The following is a 15,124-nucleotide window of genomic DNA, read 5'->3' on the forward strand; positions in this document are numbered from 1 at the left end:
GCAAGGACAGGAACAGACTGACAAGGGTTGAGGAGCACTCGCATGGATAACCCCATCTGACCTGAGAAAACGTCATGGATGAGCGTTGATGGGCAAGGACCGCCAAGATCCTCATCGGACACGACCTTGATGTCGACGCCGGCTGCCAGCGCGAGGGTCGCTGCCCCGCGGCGTAGGTCGTGAAGGCGGATCGGGGGCAGTCCGGACATCTGGGGAGAGAAGGGCGACATGCTCGCGGGCTCCGTCATCCGCCGGGCAGCGCAGCGCCCGCGAGAAGGTGCTCACCCGGTCATGGTTGGTGAGCCCGACCTTGCGTCCCACGATCCTGGCTCCTGCCGCCACCTGCTGCGCGGCCCAGGCGGAGTGGACGGCGTACGCGACGTCCAGATTGCCCGCGGGCAGCAGGTCGCGCAACGGGGCGCAAGGGCGCCGCGTCGTGCGGGCCTCGCTGAGCCGGTTCGGCGCCTCAGTGGCGCCGGTGCCGAGTGTGGAAGCGGGGACGGGCGTATCAGTTCACCTCGAAGGTCGTGCCGATGCCCATGCCGGTGATCCACTGGGGGACCGGCTCGTAGCTCGTCCACACGAACGGCCTGTCCACGGCGGCCTGCCCGATGAGCCAGGTGCGTATCTCGTGCCCGCCGCTCCCGGCCTGCTCTTCGAGGCCTTCGTCCCCCAGAGCGGTGATCGGCGTGAGGTCCGCGGCGGCCAGCCGCTTGAGGAACCAGCGGTCCCAGGTGGAGTTGACGTGCGCGTGCGGATCGCCGCCCATGGCCCGGACCCGGGGTTCGCGCGCCGCGGCGAAGGCCTGGAGATTCGCGCGCCCGTGGATGACCGCCTCCCGCCGCTCGCCGGCCACCGCGGGGTCGCGCGGATCGTTGGGCGGAAGCCAGTGTGAGAGCCCGCCGCTGGCGACGACGAGGACGCGCCCGGGGAAGTCGGCGCCGCGGAGGGCCTCGCCGAGGGCTCTGCCGAGCTGCACGCAGCGCGGCATGCTCGGCAGCGGCGGGGCGGCCGTGTTGACGATCAGCGGTACGAGCGGGACCGTACGACCGCCGCAGACCATCTCATAGCCCTGGGTCACTCCGTGGTCGACGGTGAGCGAGTAGGACAGCGACAGGTCGAATCCGGCCCCCGCGAGGGTGTCGCGCACGGACCAGGCCAGCTGTGCGGCGACCGGCAGTGGCCCGGACCGGCTGCCGAAGTCGCCGAACCCCACGGCCTGTTCGATGCCGAGGACGAACGGCGGCATCTGGTCGTAGAAGTTCGCGTGGAAGTGGTCGGGGCCGATGACGACGACGGCGTCGGGAGCCAGCCGGGCCACGGCCTCGGCCACCCGGGCGGCGTCGGCGAGGAAACTGCCGCCGGGCTCCGAGGGCCCGCGCGGCGGCGTCATGGTGGCGAACGGCGAGTGCGAGATGCCGACCAGGCCGATGATCTCGCTCATGCGGGATCCTTGCCGAGGATGAGGAAATCGCGGTGGGCGCGCAGGAACTCGCCCGGCTTCTCCCACTGCGGCCAGTGGCCCGCGTCCGTGATCACGTGCAGGCGGGCGTCGGGCAGCCAGCGCAGCAGGAGTTCGGCCTCGTCGAGCCCGCCGGTGGGATCGTGGTCGGTCCACAGCAGCAGCGTCGGCGCGGTGACCCGGCCGACCCAGGACGGGCGCCAGGAGAAGTCCTTGCGCACCTCGGGGTCCTGCAGGACGAGAGTGTTGGTGATCGCCTGCAGGAAGCCGGGACGGCCGTAGACCGCGCGGCGGAGGTTCACCAGCTCGTCGGTCACCATCTCCTTGTGGTGGAACAGGAACTCCACCCGGCGGCGTACCGTCTCGTCGCTCGGATCCCGGACGGCGGCCAGGGTGCTTTCGCGCATCCTGACCATCACCTCCGGCTTGTCGGCGATGTTGCCGGGAGTGTTGAGAACGAGCCGCTCGACGCGGTCCGGGTGGTGCGCGGCCGTCCAGGCGACCACCCAGCCGCCGAGCGACTCGCCGGACAGGTGCGCCGAGCCGATGCCCAGGGCGTCCATCAGCCCGAGCAGGTGGTCGGACAGGACGTCGATGGTGTAGGGCTTGTCCGGCAGGTCGGACCAGCCGTGGCCGACCATGTCGTAGGCCGTGACGCGGAAGTCCGCGGCCAGTCCCGCGATGTCGCGGGCGTAGGCCTCGAGGTGCCCGCCGGTGCCGTGCAGCAGGATCAGGTCGGGGCCCGACCCGGCCCGCAGCACCCGGGTGCGCACGCCGTTCACGTCGACGTGCCGGAGTTCGTGGTCGATGTCGGCCAACTCGCCCCAGAGGCTGATGTGTTCGGGCAGCGTGCTCATCGCGAATCCTCTCCGAAGCGGGCACGGGCCTCGGCGACGGTGGCCAGGCCCGCGCTCTGCCGCCGTCCGACGCCCAGCATGCCGAGCAGCCGGGAGTTCTCGATGGTCAGGAACTCGACCGGCTCGGCGGCCGAGTCGTTGTAGTGGCGGTGCCAGGTCCACGGCGGGGTGTAGATGAAGTCGCCGGCCGACCAGGACTCGGTCTCCTCCTCGACCTCGCTGTGCCCCTCGCCGCTGATGACGAAGTGCACCGTCTCGTGGTGGTGCCGCTGCATGTCCGAACTCAGCCCCGGCGGGATGGTCTGCCGGAAGATCTCGAAGGTGGCGGTCGGCAGCTTCCCGGCGATCGAGAGCTTGGTGGGGTTGTGCACCTGGTCGGCCGGCAGCGTCTCCAGCTGCGCCGCGTGCACGACGACCGGGCGGGCGGCGCCGGGCCGCACGGTATCGGAGATCGCGCCGAGGAAGTCGGCCAGCGCGAATCCGTCTCCTGACTGGGCCATCAGATCGTTTCCGTCCTTCCGCCGTCGACCGTGAGTACGGTCCCGTTGATGTAGCTGGCGGCTGCCGAGGCCAGGAAGGTCACGGCCGCCCCGATCTCCTCGGGCCGCCCGGCCCGGCCGGCCGGGATGCCCGCCGCGTCCGCCGCGTCGAGGTCCTCGTACGCGACTGCGGTGATCCGGGCGCGGGCGTCCAGGATCTCGCGGCGGCGCTCGGTCGCCGTGGCGCCGGGCGCCACGCAGTTGACCGTGACCCCTTCGGCCGCGAACTCCCGGGAGAGCAGCTTGGCGGCCGCGGTGACCGCCGACCGCAGGACCACGGAGGTCGCGAGGTCGGGCTGGGGCTGGCGCACCGCCGAGGAGGTCACGAGGACGACCCGGCCGAAGCCCTGCGCGGCCATGCGCGGCAGGGCGAGCCGCGCCAGGCGCAGCGGGCCGAGCAGCAGCAGCTCGAAGGCCTGCTGCCAGCGTTCGTCCTCGACCTCGAGGATGCGGCCGGGCGGGGGTCCGCCGGCGTTGAGCACGAGGACGTCGAGCGCGCCGTACCGGCTCTCCACCTCGTTGAGGGCCGCCGCGGCGGACTTCGGCTCCGACACGTCGTTGACCAGCGCGTGGACGGTGCCGCCGGTGTCCCTGCCGAGCCGCAGCGCCGCGGACCCCAGCTGCTCGGCACGCCGCCCGGTGATGACGACGCGGTGGCCCGACCGCAGGAGCTGTTCGGCGACGGCGTACCCGATTCCGGCGCTGCCCCCGCCGACGAGGGCGTTGCGAGCGTTGATGGCAGCCTCCTGGTTTTCGAGCACCGCTGGTTCCGTACGCCGGGGTTCGCGGGCGCTGGGTTCGCGGGCGCTGAGGTTTCCGGACTGGGGCACCGGTCGCGACGGGTCTATCGTGGCCCGCATGAACCCGGGAACCAACGTTGAGTCCCGCTGAGCGGGACAGCGACGCTCCGGCCGCGGGCGGCCTCGATCGCGCCGCGGCGATCCTCGGCGCCTTCGACGCGACGCACCGCGACCTGACCCTCGCCGCCCTCGTCGCCCGCAGCGGTCTGCCGCGCTCCACCGCCCACCGCACCGCCGACCGGATGATCCGGCTCGGCTGGCTCGACAAGCCGAAGGACCGGTACCGGATCGGCAACCGTCTGTTCGAGATCGCGAGCCTGGCCCCGATCCGGCTCCAGCTACGCGAGGCGGTGCTGCCCTTCCTGCAGGACCTGCACAGCGCGACCAAGGTCACCGTGCAGCTCGGGGTGCTCGACGGCGCGCAGATCCTGGTCGTCGAGAAGATCACCGGCCATCGGCCGATGCCGATGCTCTCTCAGGTCGGCGGGATCATCCCGGCGCACTGCTCGGCGCTGGGCCGCGCGATCCTCGCCTACAGCGACACCGCGACCATCGACGCGGTGCTGGCCGCCGGCCTCGAGCGCAGGACGCCGCGTACGCTGACCGATCCGGTGGCCGTCCTGCGCGAGCTGACCGCGATCCCGCCGCGCGGCTGGGCGGTCGAACGCGAGGAGGGCAACATCGGGGTCAGCTGCGTGGCCGCCCCGGTCTTCGGCCCGCTCGGCGAGGTCGTGGCCGCGCTGTCCGTCACCGGCCCCTCCGGCCTGATCCGGGCGCAGGTGATCGGCCCCGCCGTGCGCCTGGCCGCCGCGGCGGCGTCCCGGGCCTACTGCTCGCGCCGGTGACCTTCGCCGACTGTCCTCGCTGACTGTCATTGACCGCCGCGGACGCGGAGTCCCGCTGAGTGGGACTTCTGATTGCCGATCGGGCCCGGCGGCCCGCACGCTGTGAGCGCCGACACACCGACGGCTCGCCGGTGCGGCGACCTCAAGGAGACGATGATGACTCTAGGCGGCGGCTACATGCTGCCCTCGCGCGAGGGACAGACGATCGCGGCGATCGGGCTCGGCATCACGATGAAGACGGACGGCACGTCGACCCGTGACGCGTACTCGCTGTTCGAGTACACGATCCCCCCGCAGACCGACGGGCCGCCCCCGCACCTGCACACCCGCGAGGACGAGTCCTTCATCTGCCTGGCCGGGCGCCTCGACGTCCACCTCGGCGGCGAGGACTTCGTCCTCGAACACGGCGACTACCTGTACCTGCCGCGGGACGTGGTGCACGCCTTCCGCAACCCGTACCAGCAGGAGTCGCGGGTGATCTCCGTGGTCTCGCCCGCCGGGCTCGAGCGCTACTACCAGGCGCTGGCGGACATGCCGCCCGGCCCCAAGGACATCTCACTGCTGAAGAAGATCATGGCCGACTTCGGCATCGAGATGCAGCTGCCGCCCGAGGTCGCTCAGCCATGAGGATCGCGATCATAGGAGCCGGCGTGGCCGGTCTCGCCACCGCGAAGGTGCTGACCCAGGCCGGCCACGAGGTGCGGGTGTTCGACAAGTCCCCGGACGTCGGCGGTGTGTGGAGCCGGACCCGGCGCTACCCGGGCGTGACGACGCAGAGCCCGAAGGCGCAGTACTCGCTCTCGGACTTCCCCATGCCCAAGAGCTACCCGGAATGGCCCAGCGGCGCCCAGGTCCAGGCCTATTTCGCCGCGTACGCCGCCGAGTTCGGCCTCGAATCCGCCCTGCGCCTGAGCACCGAGGTGACGGCAGCACGCCCGGTCGGCGACGGCCGCTGGACGCTCGAGACGCGCGGCGCCGGGGGAGCGGAGTCCGTCGAGGGATTCGACCGGCTCGTCATCGCGAACGGAGTGTTCTGCGAACCCTTGGTCCCGGCGTATCCGGGCCTTGAGGAGTTCACTGCGGCGGGCGGGGCGCTGCACGCGGCCACCGAGTTCCATCACGCCGAAGAGGCCCGCGGCAAGCACGTCCTCGTCGTCGGGTACGGCAAATCGGCCTGCGACGTGGCGGCGGCGATCAGCGGCGTCGCCGCCGGCACCGATGTGATCGCCCGTCAGCTGCTGTGGAAGGTACCGCGCAAGATCGGCGGTTTCGTCAACTTCAAGCTGCTGCTGCTCACCCGGCTGGGCGAAGGCCTCTTCCGCTACCTGCGACAGCGCGGTTTCGAGAAGTTCCTGCACGGCCCGGGCAACGGCCTGCGCCGCCGGATGATCAACTCCATCGGCTCGGTCTCGGTACGGCAGTTCGGCCTCGCGAAGCTCGACCTGGTTCCGGCCGGCCACATGGAGGACATCGTCCGTGGAGCCATCGGGCTGGCGAGCGAGGGCTTCTTCGAGGGCGTCGCGGACGGGAGCATCACCGTCCACCGCGACCGGACCATCACGCGGCTTCTCGCCGGGCACGACGGTCCCGCGGCCGAGCTGAGCGACGGCAGCACGCACCGCGCCGACCTGGTGCTCTGCGCCACCGGCTTCACCCAGGGCGTGCCGTTCCTGCCCGAGGAGACCCGGCAACGACTGCTCGACGAGCGCGGGAACTTCATGCTCTACCGGCAGATCCTGCCCCTCGACGTTCCCGGGCTCTACTTCAACGGCTACAACTCCTCGTTCTTCAGCCCGCTCAACGCCGAGATGGCGGCCCTCTGGATCGCCGCCGACCTCGCGGAGGCGGTGGCGCTGCCCGACCCCGAGGCCATGCGTCGGGCTGTCGTCGAGCAACTGGCGTTCATGGACGAGGCGACGGACACGCATCACTGCCGCGGCACCAAGATCATCCCGTTCTCGATGCACAACGTCGACGAGGTGCTCGGCGACCTCGATCTGAACATCGGCGCCACGGTCCGAGCCTCGCACTGGCTGGGCGCGGTCAATCCCGCGGCCTATCGGCGGATGACCCCGTCGCTGCTGCGGCGGCTGACACCGAGCGGGCCGCGACCTGAGCCCGGCTCCACCGGCTTGATGCCGGTGGATAGTTTCTCCGGAAACGAAGAAGTGCCTTCCGAGCTGCGATGACGGGTGGCGAGGCAGGTGGGGGGAAGGAAGCCGGGGCGGACCGCACTGCCCGGAGAGCATGGTGGGCGGGCGGTCCGCCGTCGTTCGGATCAGCTGGGCACCCGGATCGAGAGTAGTGCGGCCCGGTCCATTGGTATAGACCTGGTGTGCTTTCCGGTCCGGCGACCAGGTGCCGGGTGGTCATCTGTAGGTGAAGGTGATCGGTGTGCGGACGTTCCGCTGGGACAGCCTGACGGTCAGGGTGCGGGTACCGCTGTCCCAGTGGTAGGCGTGGGAGGACAGGCGGGTGCCGTTCGCCGTGACGGTGGTGGGCGCCGTGGCGTTGACGAACGAGACCGTCCATTCGCGGCCCGTCACCTGGCCACGGAAGGAGCCGGCGGCGGGGCCGATCCGCACGGTGTGCTGCCGGCCGGTCTCCGTGTACCGGATCCTGGTGGTGGCGCTCTGGTGGGTGTCGGTGGTGGTGCCGTTGTCCTCGTAGAGGTCGTACGAGCCCGAGGCGCCTTCGGCGATGTCGAGGGTGACCTTGGCCAGGGGGTTCCGGTCGTTGTCGGTGACATTGTCGGTCCGGGTGGGCACGATGGCGCCGGCCCTGGTGAACACCGGCATCGTGTCGAGGCCGGTGGTGACGTCCTGGGTGGTGCCGCCGGCGTAGGTCTTGCCGGTGAAGTAGTCGGTCCACTGGCCCGGCGGGAACCACACCGAGGTCGTGGCCGTGGTGCCGGGCGTGGTCACCGGGGCGACCAGGAGGTCGGACCCGTAGAAGTACTCGCTGCCGGCCGTGGCGTACGCCTGCTGCTCGTCGGCGTACTCCACATAGGTCGGGCGGACGACCGGGACGCCGGTGGTGTTGGCCTCCTCCGCGAGGTTGTAGGTGTAGGGCACCAGGTTCTCGCGCAGGTTGAGGAACTTGTCCGCCGAGTTCCTCGCGGCCGTCCCGTACTGCCAGGGCAGCCGGTCGCTGTGGTTGCTGTGCAGGCGGTCGACGGGCTGGAAGGTGCCGAGTTGGACCCAGCGGGCGTACAGGTCGTCGGGCAGTTTGTAGGTCTGTTTCGTCTGCCCGCCGGAGGTGTACGTCTCGGAGCCCGACAGGCCCGTGGTGTCGTTGTGCCCGCCTATGTCATGGCTGATGGCGGACATGCCGGTGGCGGCCGACTCGCCTGGTGTGTAGCCGACTTCGGCCTTGAGGGTTCCCCATGTGGAGGAGGTGTCGCCGGTGAAGTGGACGGTGGTGCGCTTGTCGGCCCACGGCCCGGTCGGCATGGTGGCCGAGTTGCCGTAGCCGGACTGCAGGGAGCCGTAGGCGCGGGAGATGACGAATCCGCGTCCGACGGTCTTGTCCGCGTCGGTGGCGTACTGCTGGTTGATCCAGGCGTCGGGGGTCACGCCGGCCAGTGAGGACTGCGAGGCGTCGCAGCACCAGTCCAGCCACCAGAAGTCGTTGCCCTGCTGCTCCATGGTCCGGTGCAGGTCCATGTACGCCTTGAGCTGGTCGGGGTCGCCCCAGTCGAAGGTGTAGCAGTCGCTGCCCGCGGACGAGGCGCAACCGCCCTTGGTCAGCTTGTTCTTGGCCGTGGCCTGGGCCTGGGCGAACTGGGGGTCGGAGCCGAGGATGCTCGGGTGGATGTTGAGCGTGTTGTGCAGACCCTGCGAGGCGGACCAGTCGAAGAAGGCTTTCGGATCAGGGAACTTGGCGGGATCGATCTCCCACCCGCTCCAGGTGTTGGGCGACTTGAAGTCGGTGTCGGTGACCAGGACGTCCAGCGGGACGCCTTCGGAGCGGAACGCGGGCAGGATGGTGTTCTCGTAGTCGGCCGCGGTGCGGTCGATGTACTCCGAGTACCAGACGCCGTAGGCCCATTGGGGCAGCAGTTCGGCCGGCCCGGTCAGGGTGGCCAGGTCGGAAAGACCCTGCTTGTAGTCGTGGCCGTAGCCGAAGACGTAGCCGTCCTGGTAGGCGTTGCCGTTGTGGCCGGGGCGCGGGGTGACCGTCTTGGTGCCGGTGTCGTACACCGCCGACGGTGTGTCGTCGAGCAGGTACCAGCCGTCCTGGTGCAGCAGGCCGGGGATGGTGGCCGGGGCGCCGTTGTCGCCGTTCACCCCGTCGAGGCTGCGGCGGTAGCCACCGAGCGCGAGATGCGGCGCCGGTGCGGCCGCCCCGGCGGCGGTCACCGCGAGGGTGTCCGCGTTGATGTGACAACTGGCGCTGTCCGGGCAGCCGATGGTGAGGTCGTTGCTGCCCGCCTTCAGCGTGACCGGCACCGACGCCGTCTGCCAGGTGTTCCAGTCGTCCGTCGCGGGAAAGGACAGGGACTGTGTGGTGCCGCCGGTGGAGACCGTCGCGGTCCGTGTCTGGTGGAGACCGTCGCCGCCCGTGCCGTTGGCGTAGCGCACCTGGAGGGCGTACGTGCCGTTGGAAGGCACCTCGACCACATGGGTCGACAGGCTTGCTCCCTGGTTCAGCTCCGCGACGAACCCCTTGCCGGAGTACCCGGTGTGGTCGGTCGCCAGGACCGCCGAGCCCGCGGTGCGACCGGCCTCGGCCTCGCAGCTCACGCCGTACCGGCAGTCCACGACCGCCCTCGCCGACGAAGGCGGATACGCCCCGCCGGGGTTCACCAGCGCGACGCTGTCGATGTTGACGTCGCCGGAGTCCGACGCCGTCCGGGTGAGGGTGACGGTGTGACGGCCCGCGCCGAGTTGCACCGCGGCCGGGGCGACGCTCCAGGAGTTCCAGTCCGCGGTGACGGGCAGGCTGAGCGTCTGGTTCGCGCCACCGTCCACCGACAGGGTCAGGGTGCGCGTCTTGTACTGGCCGTCGCCCCCGACCGCGTTGGCGTACCGGGTGTCGAGCTGGTAGGTCCCGGAGGTGGCGACGTTCACCTCGGCGGACAGGGAGCTGCCCGTCCCCTCGAAACCGCCCGCGAAGCCCGAGCCGGTGTAGCCGGTGTGGTCCGAGGCGACGCTCACCCCGCTGGTCGTCAGGTCCTCGGCCTCGCACAGGGCGCCGACCGTGCACGTCAGCTGCTGCCACGGGGTGGCGGTCACCGGCTGATCGCCGGCCTTCAGCTGCACCGTGAGGTTCTGCGCGTTGAACGGCCCCGAGCCCACCTGGTACCGCAGGGTGAGCGCGCTCGTGGTGATGGTGAGCCAGCCGTCCGACGTGGTCGAGGTGAAGGACGTCGGCGAGAACGCGTCACGGCCGATCGCGTTGAACGTGGGGCTGTCGAGGAACGCACCGTCGCCCGCGTATTCCGTACGGATCAACGTCGGGGACAGGACCTGGAATCGTGCGTCCGCGGCCGTCACCGTCGGAATGCGCCGGACGCCTGCCGCGTGGGCCGAAGCCCCGCCGGTTCCGGTCATGGTCATCGCTGCCGCGGTGCTCATGACGACGATGACAGCGACTCGTCGTCTCAAGGTACGTATCGCGCGCTGTACCGTTCTCGATCTCAACGGACGCTCCTTTCAGACGAGCCGCCAGAGATGGTCGGAGGTGCCGTTGTCGTTCCACTGGGTCACCTGGGCGCCGTCGGCCTGGGACGCGCCGTCGACGGCCATGAGCTTGCCGCTGTGCACATTGACGATCTTCATCCAGCCGTCGCCGTTGTCGACGAGGCGCCACAGGTGGTCCTGGGTGCCGTTGTCGTTGTACTGCTGGACGTGGGCGCCGTCGTCGGTGGACTGGTTGTGGACGGCGAGTAGCTTGCCGCTGTTGCGGTTGTAGATCCGGACGGTGCCGTCGCCGTTGTCCACCACGGTCCACAGATGGTCGGCGGTGCCGTTGTCCGCGTACTGGGTGATCTCGGCGCTGTCGGCCAGGGACATGCCGCTGACGGCGAGCAGCTTGCCGGAGTTCCTGTTCTGGATGCGCGACCAGGTGACGGCGGAGGCTGCCGGGGTGTTCAGGAGGGCGAGGGTGCCGCCGATGACGGGCCGGTCGGCGAAGCCCTGCTGGGCGGCGGTGGCGACGACGTACCAGTCGGTGAAGGGGACCCGCGACGGGGTGGTGTTGGCGAAGCCGTAGACGCCGTTGATCAGCATGGAACGGGCGTCGGCGTGGTCGGCCAGCCAGGCCGCGGTCCACAACTCCCAGTCGGTCTTGGTGTAGTTGTTGCGCGGGTCCAGCAGTACGCCGTATGTGCCCGCCTTGGCCAGGTACCAGGCGGCCTCCTGCGCGGCGACCCCGGTGGGCACCAGGTTCAGGCCGAGCAGGCGGTCGGGGAAGCCGTTGTACTTCAGGCTCCAGGTGCCGTCCTGGTCGTAGGCGAGCTTGAGGTGCGTACCGGAGGAGTCCTGGGCGAGGGTGACCCACCGGCTGGCGTAGCCGCGGGCGACCGCCAAGTAGTGCGACGCATCAGAGGTGTTGGACGCGGCCTTGGCCACCACGCTCATCGCGCCGATGCCGACGATGCCCTTGAGTGCGAGGTTGGCGCTGTGTGCGATCCAGCCGGTGAAGTCGTCGGTCTGGTTCTGGTTCTCCGGGTCGAGGGCGTTGGCGACCAGGTACTCGGCCCACTGGCGGAGGATCGCGTAGTGGGTGGTGGCGAAGGAGGCCGCGTCGGCCGCCGGGAGGCGCTGGATCACGGCAGCCGCCATGATCAGCATGTTGGCGGACTCCTCGACCGGCATGGCCTCCTCGTTGCCGTCGAGGTGCCCGGAGGCGTTCGGGTAGACACCGAGGTCGTGCTGGGCGTACGCCATGGGCCAGCCGGCCTTCTCCGCGTAGGAGAAGTGCGGTTCGAGCATCAGCCGCAGATACGCGGGCGAGAGGTGGAGGTAGGCGGGGGACGCCGGGTACATGACGTCGACGGTGGAGAAGTCACCGTTGGAGGAGATCTCCTTGAGCATCACCCACGGGGAGCCGTTCCGGTCGACGAGTTCCGTTCCGGCGGCGGCCTGGCGCACCGCCAGGGCGCAGACGGCCGCGTAGTGTTCGCCGGTGTCCCCGCCGCCCGCCGCGCTCGCGGCGTCGTCGTGGATCTGCTGGTCCAGGGCGACGGCGGCGGTCAGGGCGGTGGAGCGGTCGCTGTTGAACCAGTCGAGCATGTCGGTCCACGAGCCCCAGTAGTGCGTCCACCACGGGTTGAGGCTGGTCCCCAGGTAGCTCACCGCGGGGGTGCGCACATGGCCGACAGCGGCCTGGAACACCGCCGACGGGCTGCCCGAAGTGACGGTGCCCAGGTTCTGGTTGAGGCCCAGAACCGGCCAGCGGTCGTTGATGGCGCGGGGCTGGGCGGTGTCGGAGGTGCCGGCCAGCACGCCGTTCGTGGCGGACGCGGCCCGTACGACGGTGTCCTGGCCGATCTGCCAGGTCAGCCCGCTCGCGGTGCGGGCGGCCAGGACCAGCGAACCCCATGACGCCTGGTCGCCGTGCTCGGCCAGCACCCCGGGGGTGGCCGGTTGGCAGGTCAGGGCGGTCATGCTGCCGGTCTGCTGGTGGGCCCAGGTGACCTGGGTGGAGTTGTCGCCGTGCACCCACTCCGCGGAGGCGTCGAGGTGCAGGTCGACGGTGTGGCCGGCCCCGTCGGCGCTGGAGGCCTGGACGCTGATGTAGCTCAGCGGCACGGACTGGCGCTGGAGGTTGCCGAGGTCCACGGGGGAGAAGAAGGTGACCGTCAGGGTGACGCCGCCGCCGGTGAGCGTGAAGATCGAGCGGGTGGCGGTGAGCTGCAGTGCGGTCTGCGTCATCACGGTGAGCGTCGGGCCGCCGGGCAGCGCGGGGTTGCCCAGGAACACGTACGGGGTGCCGTCGATCCGGGCGATGCCGCACAGCGCCGTGATGTGCCCGTTCCAGAAGGTGGGCCAGGTGCCGGGAAGGGTGTCCCCGGCCAGCCAGGTGGACAGGTACGGGGACCGTACGGCGAGCGGGGTGGCGGGCGGACGCAGCGGGCTGAACGTCGAAGCCGCCACCCGAGGCGCGGTCGAGGCCGCCACGGCGGGCTGGGCGGTGAGCGGTCCGCAGATGGTGACGGCGCCCACGACGGCCACGGCGCTCCACCGCAGCAGGTCACGCCGGGAAGGCGGTGGTAAGGCCGGGCCGGGGCGGGGCATGGAGCGGTCTCGGTCGTTGGGGGGAGGCATGGGTGACTCCTGTGGGGGGAGGGTCATTCGGGCCGGTGGCCGGTGAGGCTGACAACGATGTCGCAACCGCGCCAGTCGGGTTCCGACAGCGTGGTCAGCGCGCGAAGGGCTGAGCAGGAGTTGACTCAAACGCGAGTGGGGCAGACGGTCCGACCTGGGGGTCCAGGATTCGACCGAGCGGGCCTTTTCGATGGTCATCTTTATAACGATGAAAACGCGGCGTCAATCGAATGACAGCACGCCTCGCGACCACTGTCCAGACCCCGCGCAAGACTCTTTGACGGTGCGTCGCCTGCCACGTTTCCGCGATTTAATAATTCCCGCGCGAGGTCTGGACAGCTCCGGAAGGGGTCTGCTTTCATCCTCCTCGTCGCCGAATTTCTAACGTTGTACAACCGCTCGTGGCCATCTGCCGCGGGCGTTCTCGGCGATCCCGCAATGCCGGACACGCTGCTGTCGGCAACCCCCGCCAGCCCTCGCCAGCCCCCGCCCAGGGAAGGTGTCCCGTCCCATGAGTCCTGGCAATTTACGATCAAGGTTCCTCGGCCGTGCGGCCGTGCTGCTGTCTCTCGTACTCGGCGCGGCCGGGCTCACAGCGCCGGAAGAGGTGAGCGCCGCGCCGACCACGGCCGCGCCCTCCGTAGCCGGCGCCCCGGCCCCGGCCGCAGGCCAGGGTCTGCGGGGCGACTACTACCGAAGCTCCAACGGCACAGCCCTGGACTTCGCCACGTACACCGGCACCTCGATCGACTCGTCCCTCTATGTCGACGACCTGCTCCCAGCCCTGCGGGCCTCCGCCGGCAGCACTGACAACGTTGCCGTGCGATGGTCCGGGCAGCTGGACGTGCCCGCGGACGGCACGTACACGTTCTTCATAGGGTGACAACGGCTTCCGTATGTCGCTGGACGGATCGAGCGTCATCGACCACTGGACGACCGACTGGGACGTCCAGACCACATCGCAGCCCCTGACGCTCACGGCCGGCCCGCACCAGCTGGCCTTCGACTACAACCAGGGTGTCGGCGGCGCCTATCTGCACACCGAGTGGTCGGGGCCGGGCTTCGACAGACAGCCCATCCCCGACGCAGCGCTGCCGCCTGCCCGCCGGATTCGCGCAGGGGCCTACGACCGGGCGCTGAGCGCGGCCGGCGGGCTCCCCACCGCCGGCCGCCCCGGCCGAACCCACGCCAGAAGCCGCACGCCAGAACCCGCACGACAGCATCACGAAGGAGCTGACCGAACCATGACCACCACTCCGCGCAGAGCCCTCGTCCTGGCAGCCGCCGCGATGATCGCCGCTCTCGCCGCCACCGGCTGCGCCAAGCAGGAGTCCTCCGGCACCGCCTCGTCGGACGCCGGCCAGGGGGCCCAGGTTGTGCAGTCCCCCGGAACCGCGGGTTCCTCCGGGGCGGGCTGCACGCTCCAGGCCTACGGCGCGGCCAAGCTCGACCTGAAGAACGCCGTCGTCGGCTTCTCCCAGTCGGAGAAAGAGGCCAACCCGTTCCGTATCGCCGAGACCCAGTCCATCAAGGACGAGGCGGCCAGGATCGGGGTCAGGAAGCTGCTGACCACCAACGCGCAGTCACAGCTGTCCAAGCAGATCAGCGACATCCAGGACATGCTGGCCCAGGGCGCTCAGTTGCTCATCGTCGCGCCCCTGAACTCCGACGGGCTCGAACCGGCGCTGAAGGCCGCGGCCGCCAAGCACGTGCCGGTGATCACCATCGACCGCAAGATCAACGCCACCGCCTGCAAGGACTATGTGGCCTTCCTGGGCTCGGACTTCGTCGAGCAGGGCAAGCGCGCCGCCGACGCGATGATCGAGGTGACCGGCGGCAAGGGCAAGGCCGCGATTCTGCTGGGCGCCTCCGGCAACAATGTCACCACCGACCGGACCAAGGGCTTCGTGGACGAGCTCAAGGCGAAGGCCCCAGGACTGGAGATCGTCGCCCAGCAGACCGGCGAGTTCGCCCGCGACAAGGGCCAGCAGGTCATGGAGCAGCTCATCCAGTCCAAGCCGGACATCACCGCTGTCTACGCCGAGAACGACGAGATGGGCCTCGGCGCGATCACGGCTCTCAAGAGTGCGGGCAAGAAGCCCGGCAAGGACATCAAGGTCGTCTCCATCGACGGCACCCGCAATGCCGTCCAGGCCCTGGCCAACGGCGAGTACAACGGCGTCATCGAGTCCAACCCGCGCTTCGGCCCGCTCGCCTTCGCCACCGCGCGGAAGTTCTTCGGCGGCGAGTCCATCCCGGAGAACGTCATCATCTCCGACCGCGCCTACGACGCCGCGAACGCCAAGTCGTCGCTCGCCGGGGCGTACTGAGTGGAGCGTCCTGACCCC

General features: G+C 70.1%; 11 protein-coding genes and 1 pseudogene. 5 read left to right on the forward strand and 7 right to left on the reverse strand.

Annotated elements, in window-relative coordinates:
* Positions 1-113: 113 nt before the first annotated feature.
* The 5 genes and pseudogenes from ACFXJ5_RS11190 to ACFXJ5_RS11210 form a co-directional block, all read right to left on the reverse strand.
* A pseudogene (locus tag ACFXJ5_RS11190) lies at positions 114-206 on the reverse strand (tyrosine-type recombinase/integrase); the annotation flags it as partial.
* A gap of 302 nt (positions 207-508) precedes the next feature.
* A complete protein-coding gene (locus ACFXJ5_RS11195) occupies positions 509-1,444 on the reverse strand; it encodes a DODA-type extradiol aromatic ring-opening family dioxygenase (protein WP_384629977.1) in 936 nt (311 codons plus the stop codon).
* Positions 1,441-2,319, reverse strand: a complete 879-nt coding sequence (locus ACFXJ5_RS11200) for an alpha/beta fold hydrolase (RefSeq protein ID WP_384629979.1) — start codon at positions 2,317-2,319, stop codon at positions 1,441-1,443. Before ACFXJ5_RS11200 ends, ACFXJ5_RS11195 begins: the two co-directional genes overlap by 4 nt.
* On the reverse strand, positions 2,316-2,819 hold the full coding sequence (locus tag ACFXJ5_RS11205) for a cupin domain-containing protein (protein WP_384629980.1): 504 nt from the start codon (positions 2,817-2,819) through the stop codon (positions 2,316-2,318). Before ACFXJ5_RS11205 ends, ACFXJ5_RS11200 begins: the two co-directional genes overlap by 4 nt.
* Positions 2,819-3,619 (reverse strand): SDR family oxidoreductase, encoded by an 801-nt coding sequence (locus tag ACFXJ5_RS11210; RefSeq protein WP_384629982.1) that lies wholly within the window; start codon positions 3,617-3,619, stop codon positions 2,819-2,821. Before ACFXJ5_RS11210 ends, ACFXJ5_RS11205 begins: the two co-directional genes overlap by 1 nt.
* A 116-nt stretch (positions 3,620-3,735) precedes the next feature.
* Between ACFXJ5_RS11210 and ACFXJ5_RS11215 the strand changes: the two genes are divergently transcribed.
* From ACFXJ5_RS11215 to ACFXJ5_RS11225, 3 genes are all read left to right on the forward strand, one after another.
* On the forward strand, positions 3,736-4,503 hold the full coding sequence (locus tag ACFXJ5_RS11215; protein WP_384629983.1) for an IclR family transcriptional regulator: 768 nt from the start codon (positions 3,736-3,738) through the stop codon (positions 4,501-4,503).
* A gap of 153 nt (positions 4,504-4,656) precedes the next feature.
* Positions 4,657-5,130 carry a cupin domain-containing protein gene (locus ACFXJ5_RS11220; protein ID WP_384629985.1) on the forward strand — a complete coding sequence of 158 codons (474 nt, stop codon included), beginning with the start codon at positions 4,657-4,659 and terminating at the stop codon, positions 5,128-5,130.
* Positions 5,127-6,692 carry a flavin-containing monooxygenase gene (locus ACFXJ5_RS11225; RefSeq protein ID WP_384629987.1) on the forward strand — a complete coding sequence of 522 codons (1,566 nt, stop codon included), beginning with the start codon at positions 5,127-5,129 and terminating at the stop codon, positions 6,690-6,692. The genes ACFXJ5_RS11220 and ACFXJ5_RS11225 overlap by 4 nt, the downstream gene beginning before the upstream one ends.
* A gap of 180 nt (positions 6,693-6,872) precedes the next feature.
* On the opposite strand, the gene ACFXJ5_RS11230 is transcribed toward ACFXJ5_RS11225, so the two are convergent.
* Both ACFXJ5_RS11230 and ACFXJ5_RS11235 read right to left on the reverse strand, forming a co-directional pair.
* Complete coding sequence (locus ACFXJ5_RS11230) at positions 6,873-10,082, reverse strand: TIM-barrel domain-containing protein (protein ID WP_384629989.1); 3,210 nt, start codon at positions 10,080-10,082, stop codon at positions 6,873-6,875.
* A gap of 78 nt (positions 10,083-10,160) precedes the next feature.
* A complete protein-coding gene (locus ACFXJ5_RS11235) occupies positions 10,161-12,776 on the reverse strand; it encodes a glutaminase domain-containing protein (RefSeq protein WP_384629991.1) in 2,616 nt (871 codons plus the stop codon).
* A gap of 556 nt (positions 12,777-13,332) precedes the next feature.
* Here ACFXJ5_RS11235 and ACFXJ5_RS11240 point away from each other — a divergent pair.
* Positions 13,333-13,659, forward strand: a complete 327-nt coding sequence (locus ACFXJ5_RS11240; protein WP_384629993.1) for a hypothetical protein — start codon at positions 13,333-13,335, stop codon at positions 13,657-13,659.
* A 361-nt stretch (positions 13,660-14,020) separates the two neighbouring features.
* Positions 14,021-15,106, forward strand: coding sequence for an ABC transporter substrate-binding protein (locus ACFXJ5_RS11245; RefSeq protein WP_384630076.1), 1,086 nt, complete (start codon positions 14,021-14,023; stop codon positions 15,104-15,106).
* Positions 15,107-15,124: the final 18 nt, after the last annotated feature.

The organism is Streptomyces sp. NPDC059373, assembly GCF_042751495.1.
Taxonomy (GTDB): Bacteria; Actinomycetota; Actinomycetes; order Streptomycetales; family Streptomycetaceae; genus Actinacidiphila.

Excerpts from the sequence above, each read along its gene's own strand:
- ACFXJ5_RS11195 (WP_384629977.1), bottom strand. The coding sequence starts at position 1,444 with ATGAGCGAGATCATCGGCCTGGTCGGCATCTCGCACTCGCCGTTCGCC.
- ACFXJ5_RS11200 (WP_384629979.1), bottom strand. The coding sequence starts at position 2,319 with ATGAGCACGCTGCCCGAACACATCAGCCTCTGGGGCGAGTTGGCCGAC.
- ACFXJ5_RS11205 (WP_384629980.1), bottom strand. The coding sequence starts at position 2,819 with ATGGCCCAGTCAGGAGACGGATTCGCGCTGGCCGACTTCCTCGGCGCG.
- ACFXJ5_RS11220 (WP_384629985.1), top strand. The coding sequence starts at position 4,657 with ATGATGACTCTAGGCGGCGGCTACATGCTGCCCTCGCGCGAGGGACAG.
- ACFXJ5_RS11225 (WP_384629987.1), top strand. The coding sequence starts at position 5,127 with ATGAGGATCGCGATCATAGGAGCCGGCGTGGCCGGTCTCGCCACCGCG.
- ACFXJ5_RS11230 (WP_384629989.1), bottom strand. The coding sequence starts at position 10,082 with ATGAGCACCGCGGCAGCGATGACCATGACCGGAACCGGCGGGGCTTCG.
- ACFXJ5_RS11235 (WP_384629991.1), bottom strand. The coding sequence starts at position 12,776 with ATGCCTCCCCCCAACGACCGAGACCGCTCCATGCCCCGCCCCGGCCCG.
- ACFXJ5_RS11245 (WP_384630076.1), top strand. The coding sequence starts at position 14,021 with ATGACCACCACTCCGCGCAGAGCCCTCGTCCTGGCAGCCGCCGCGATG.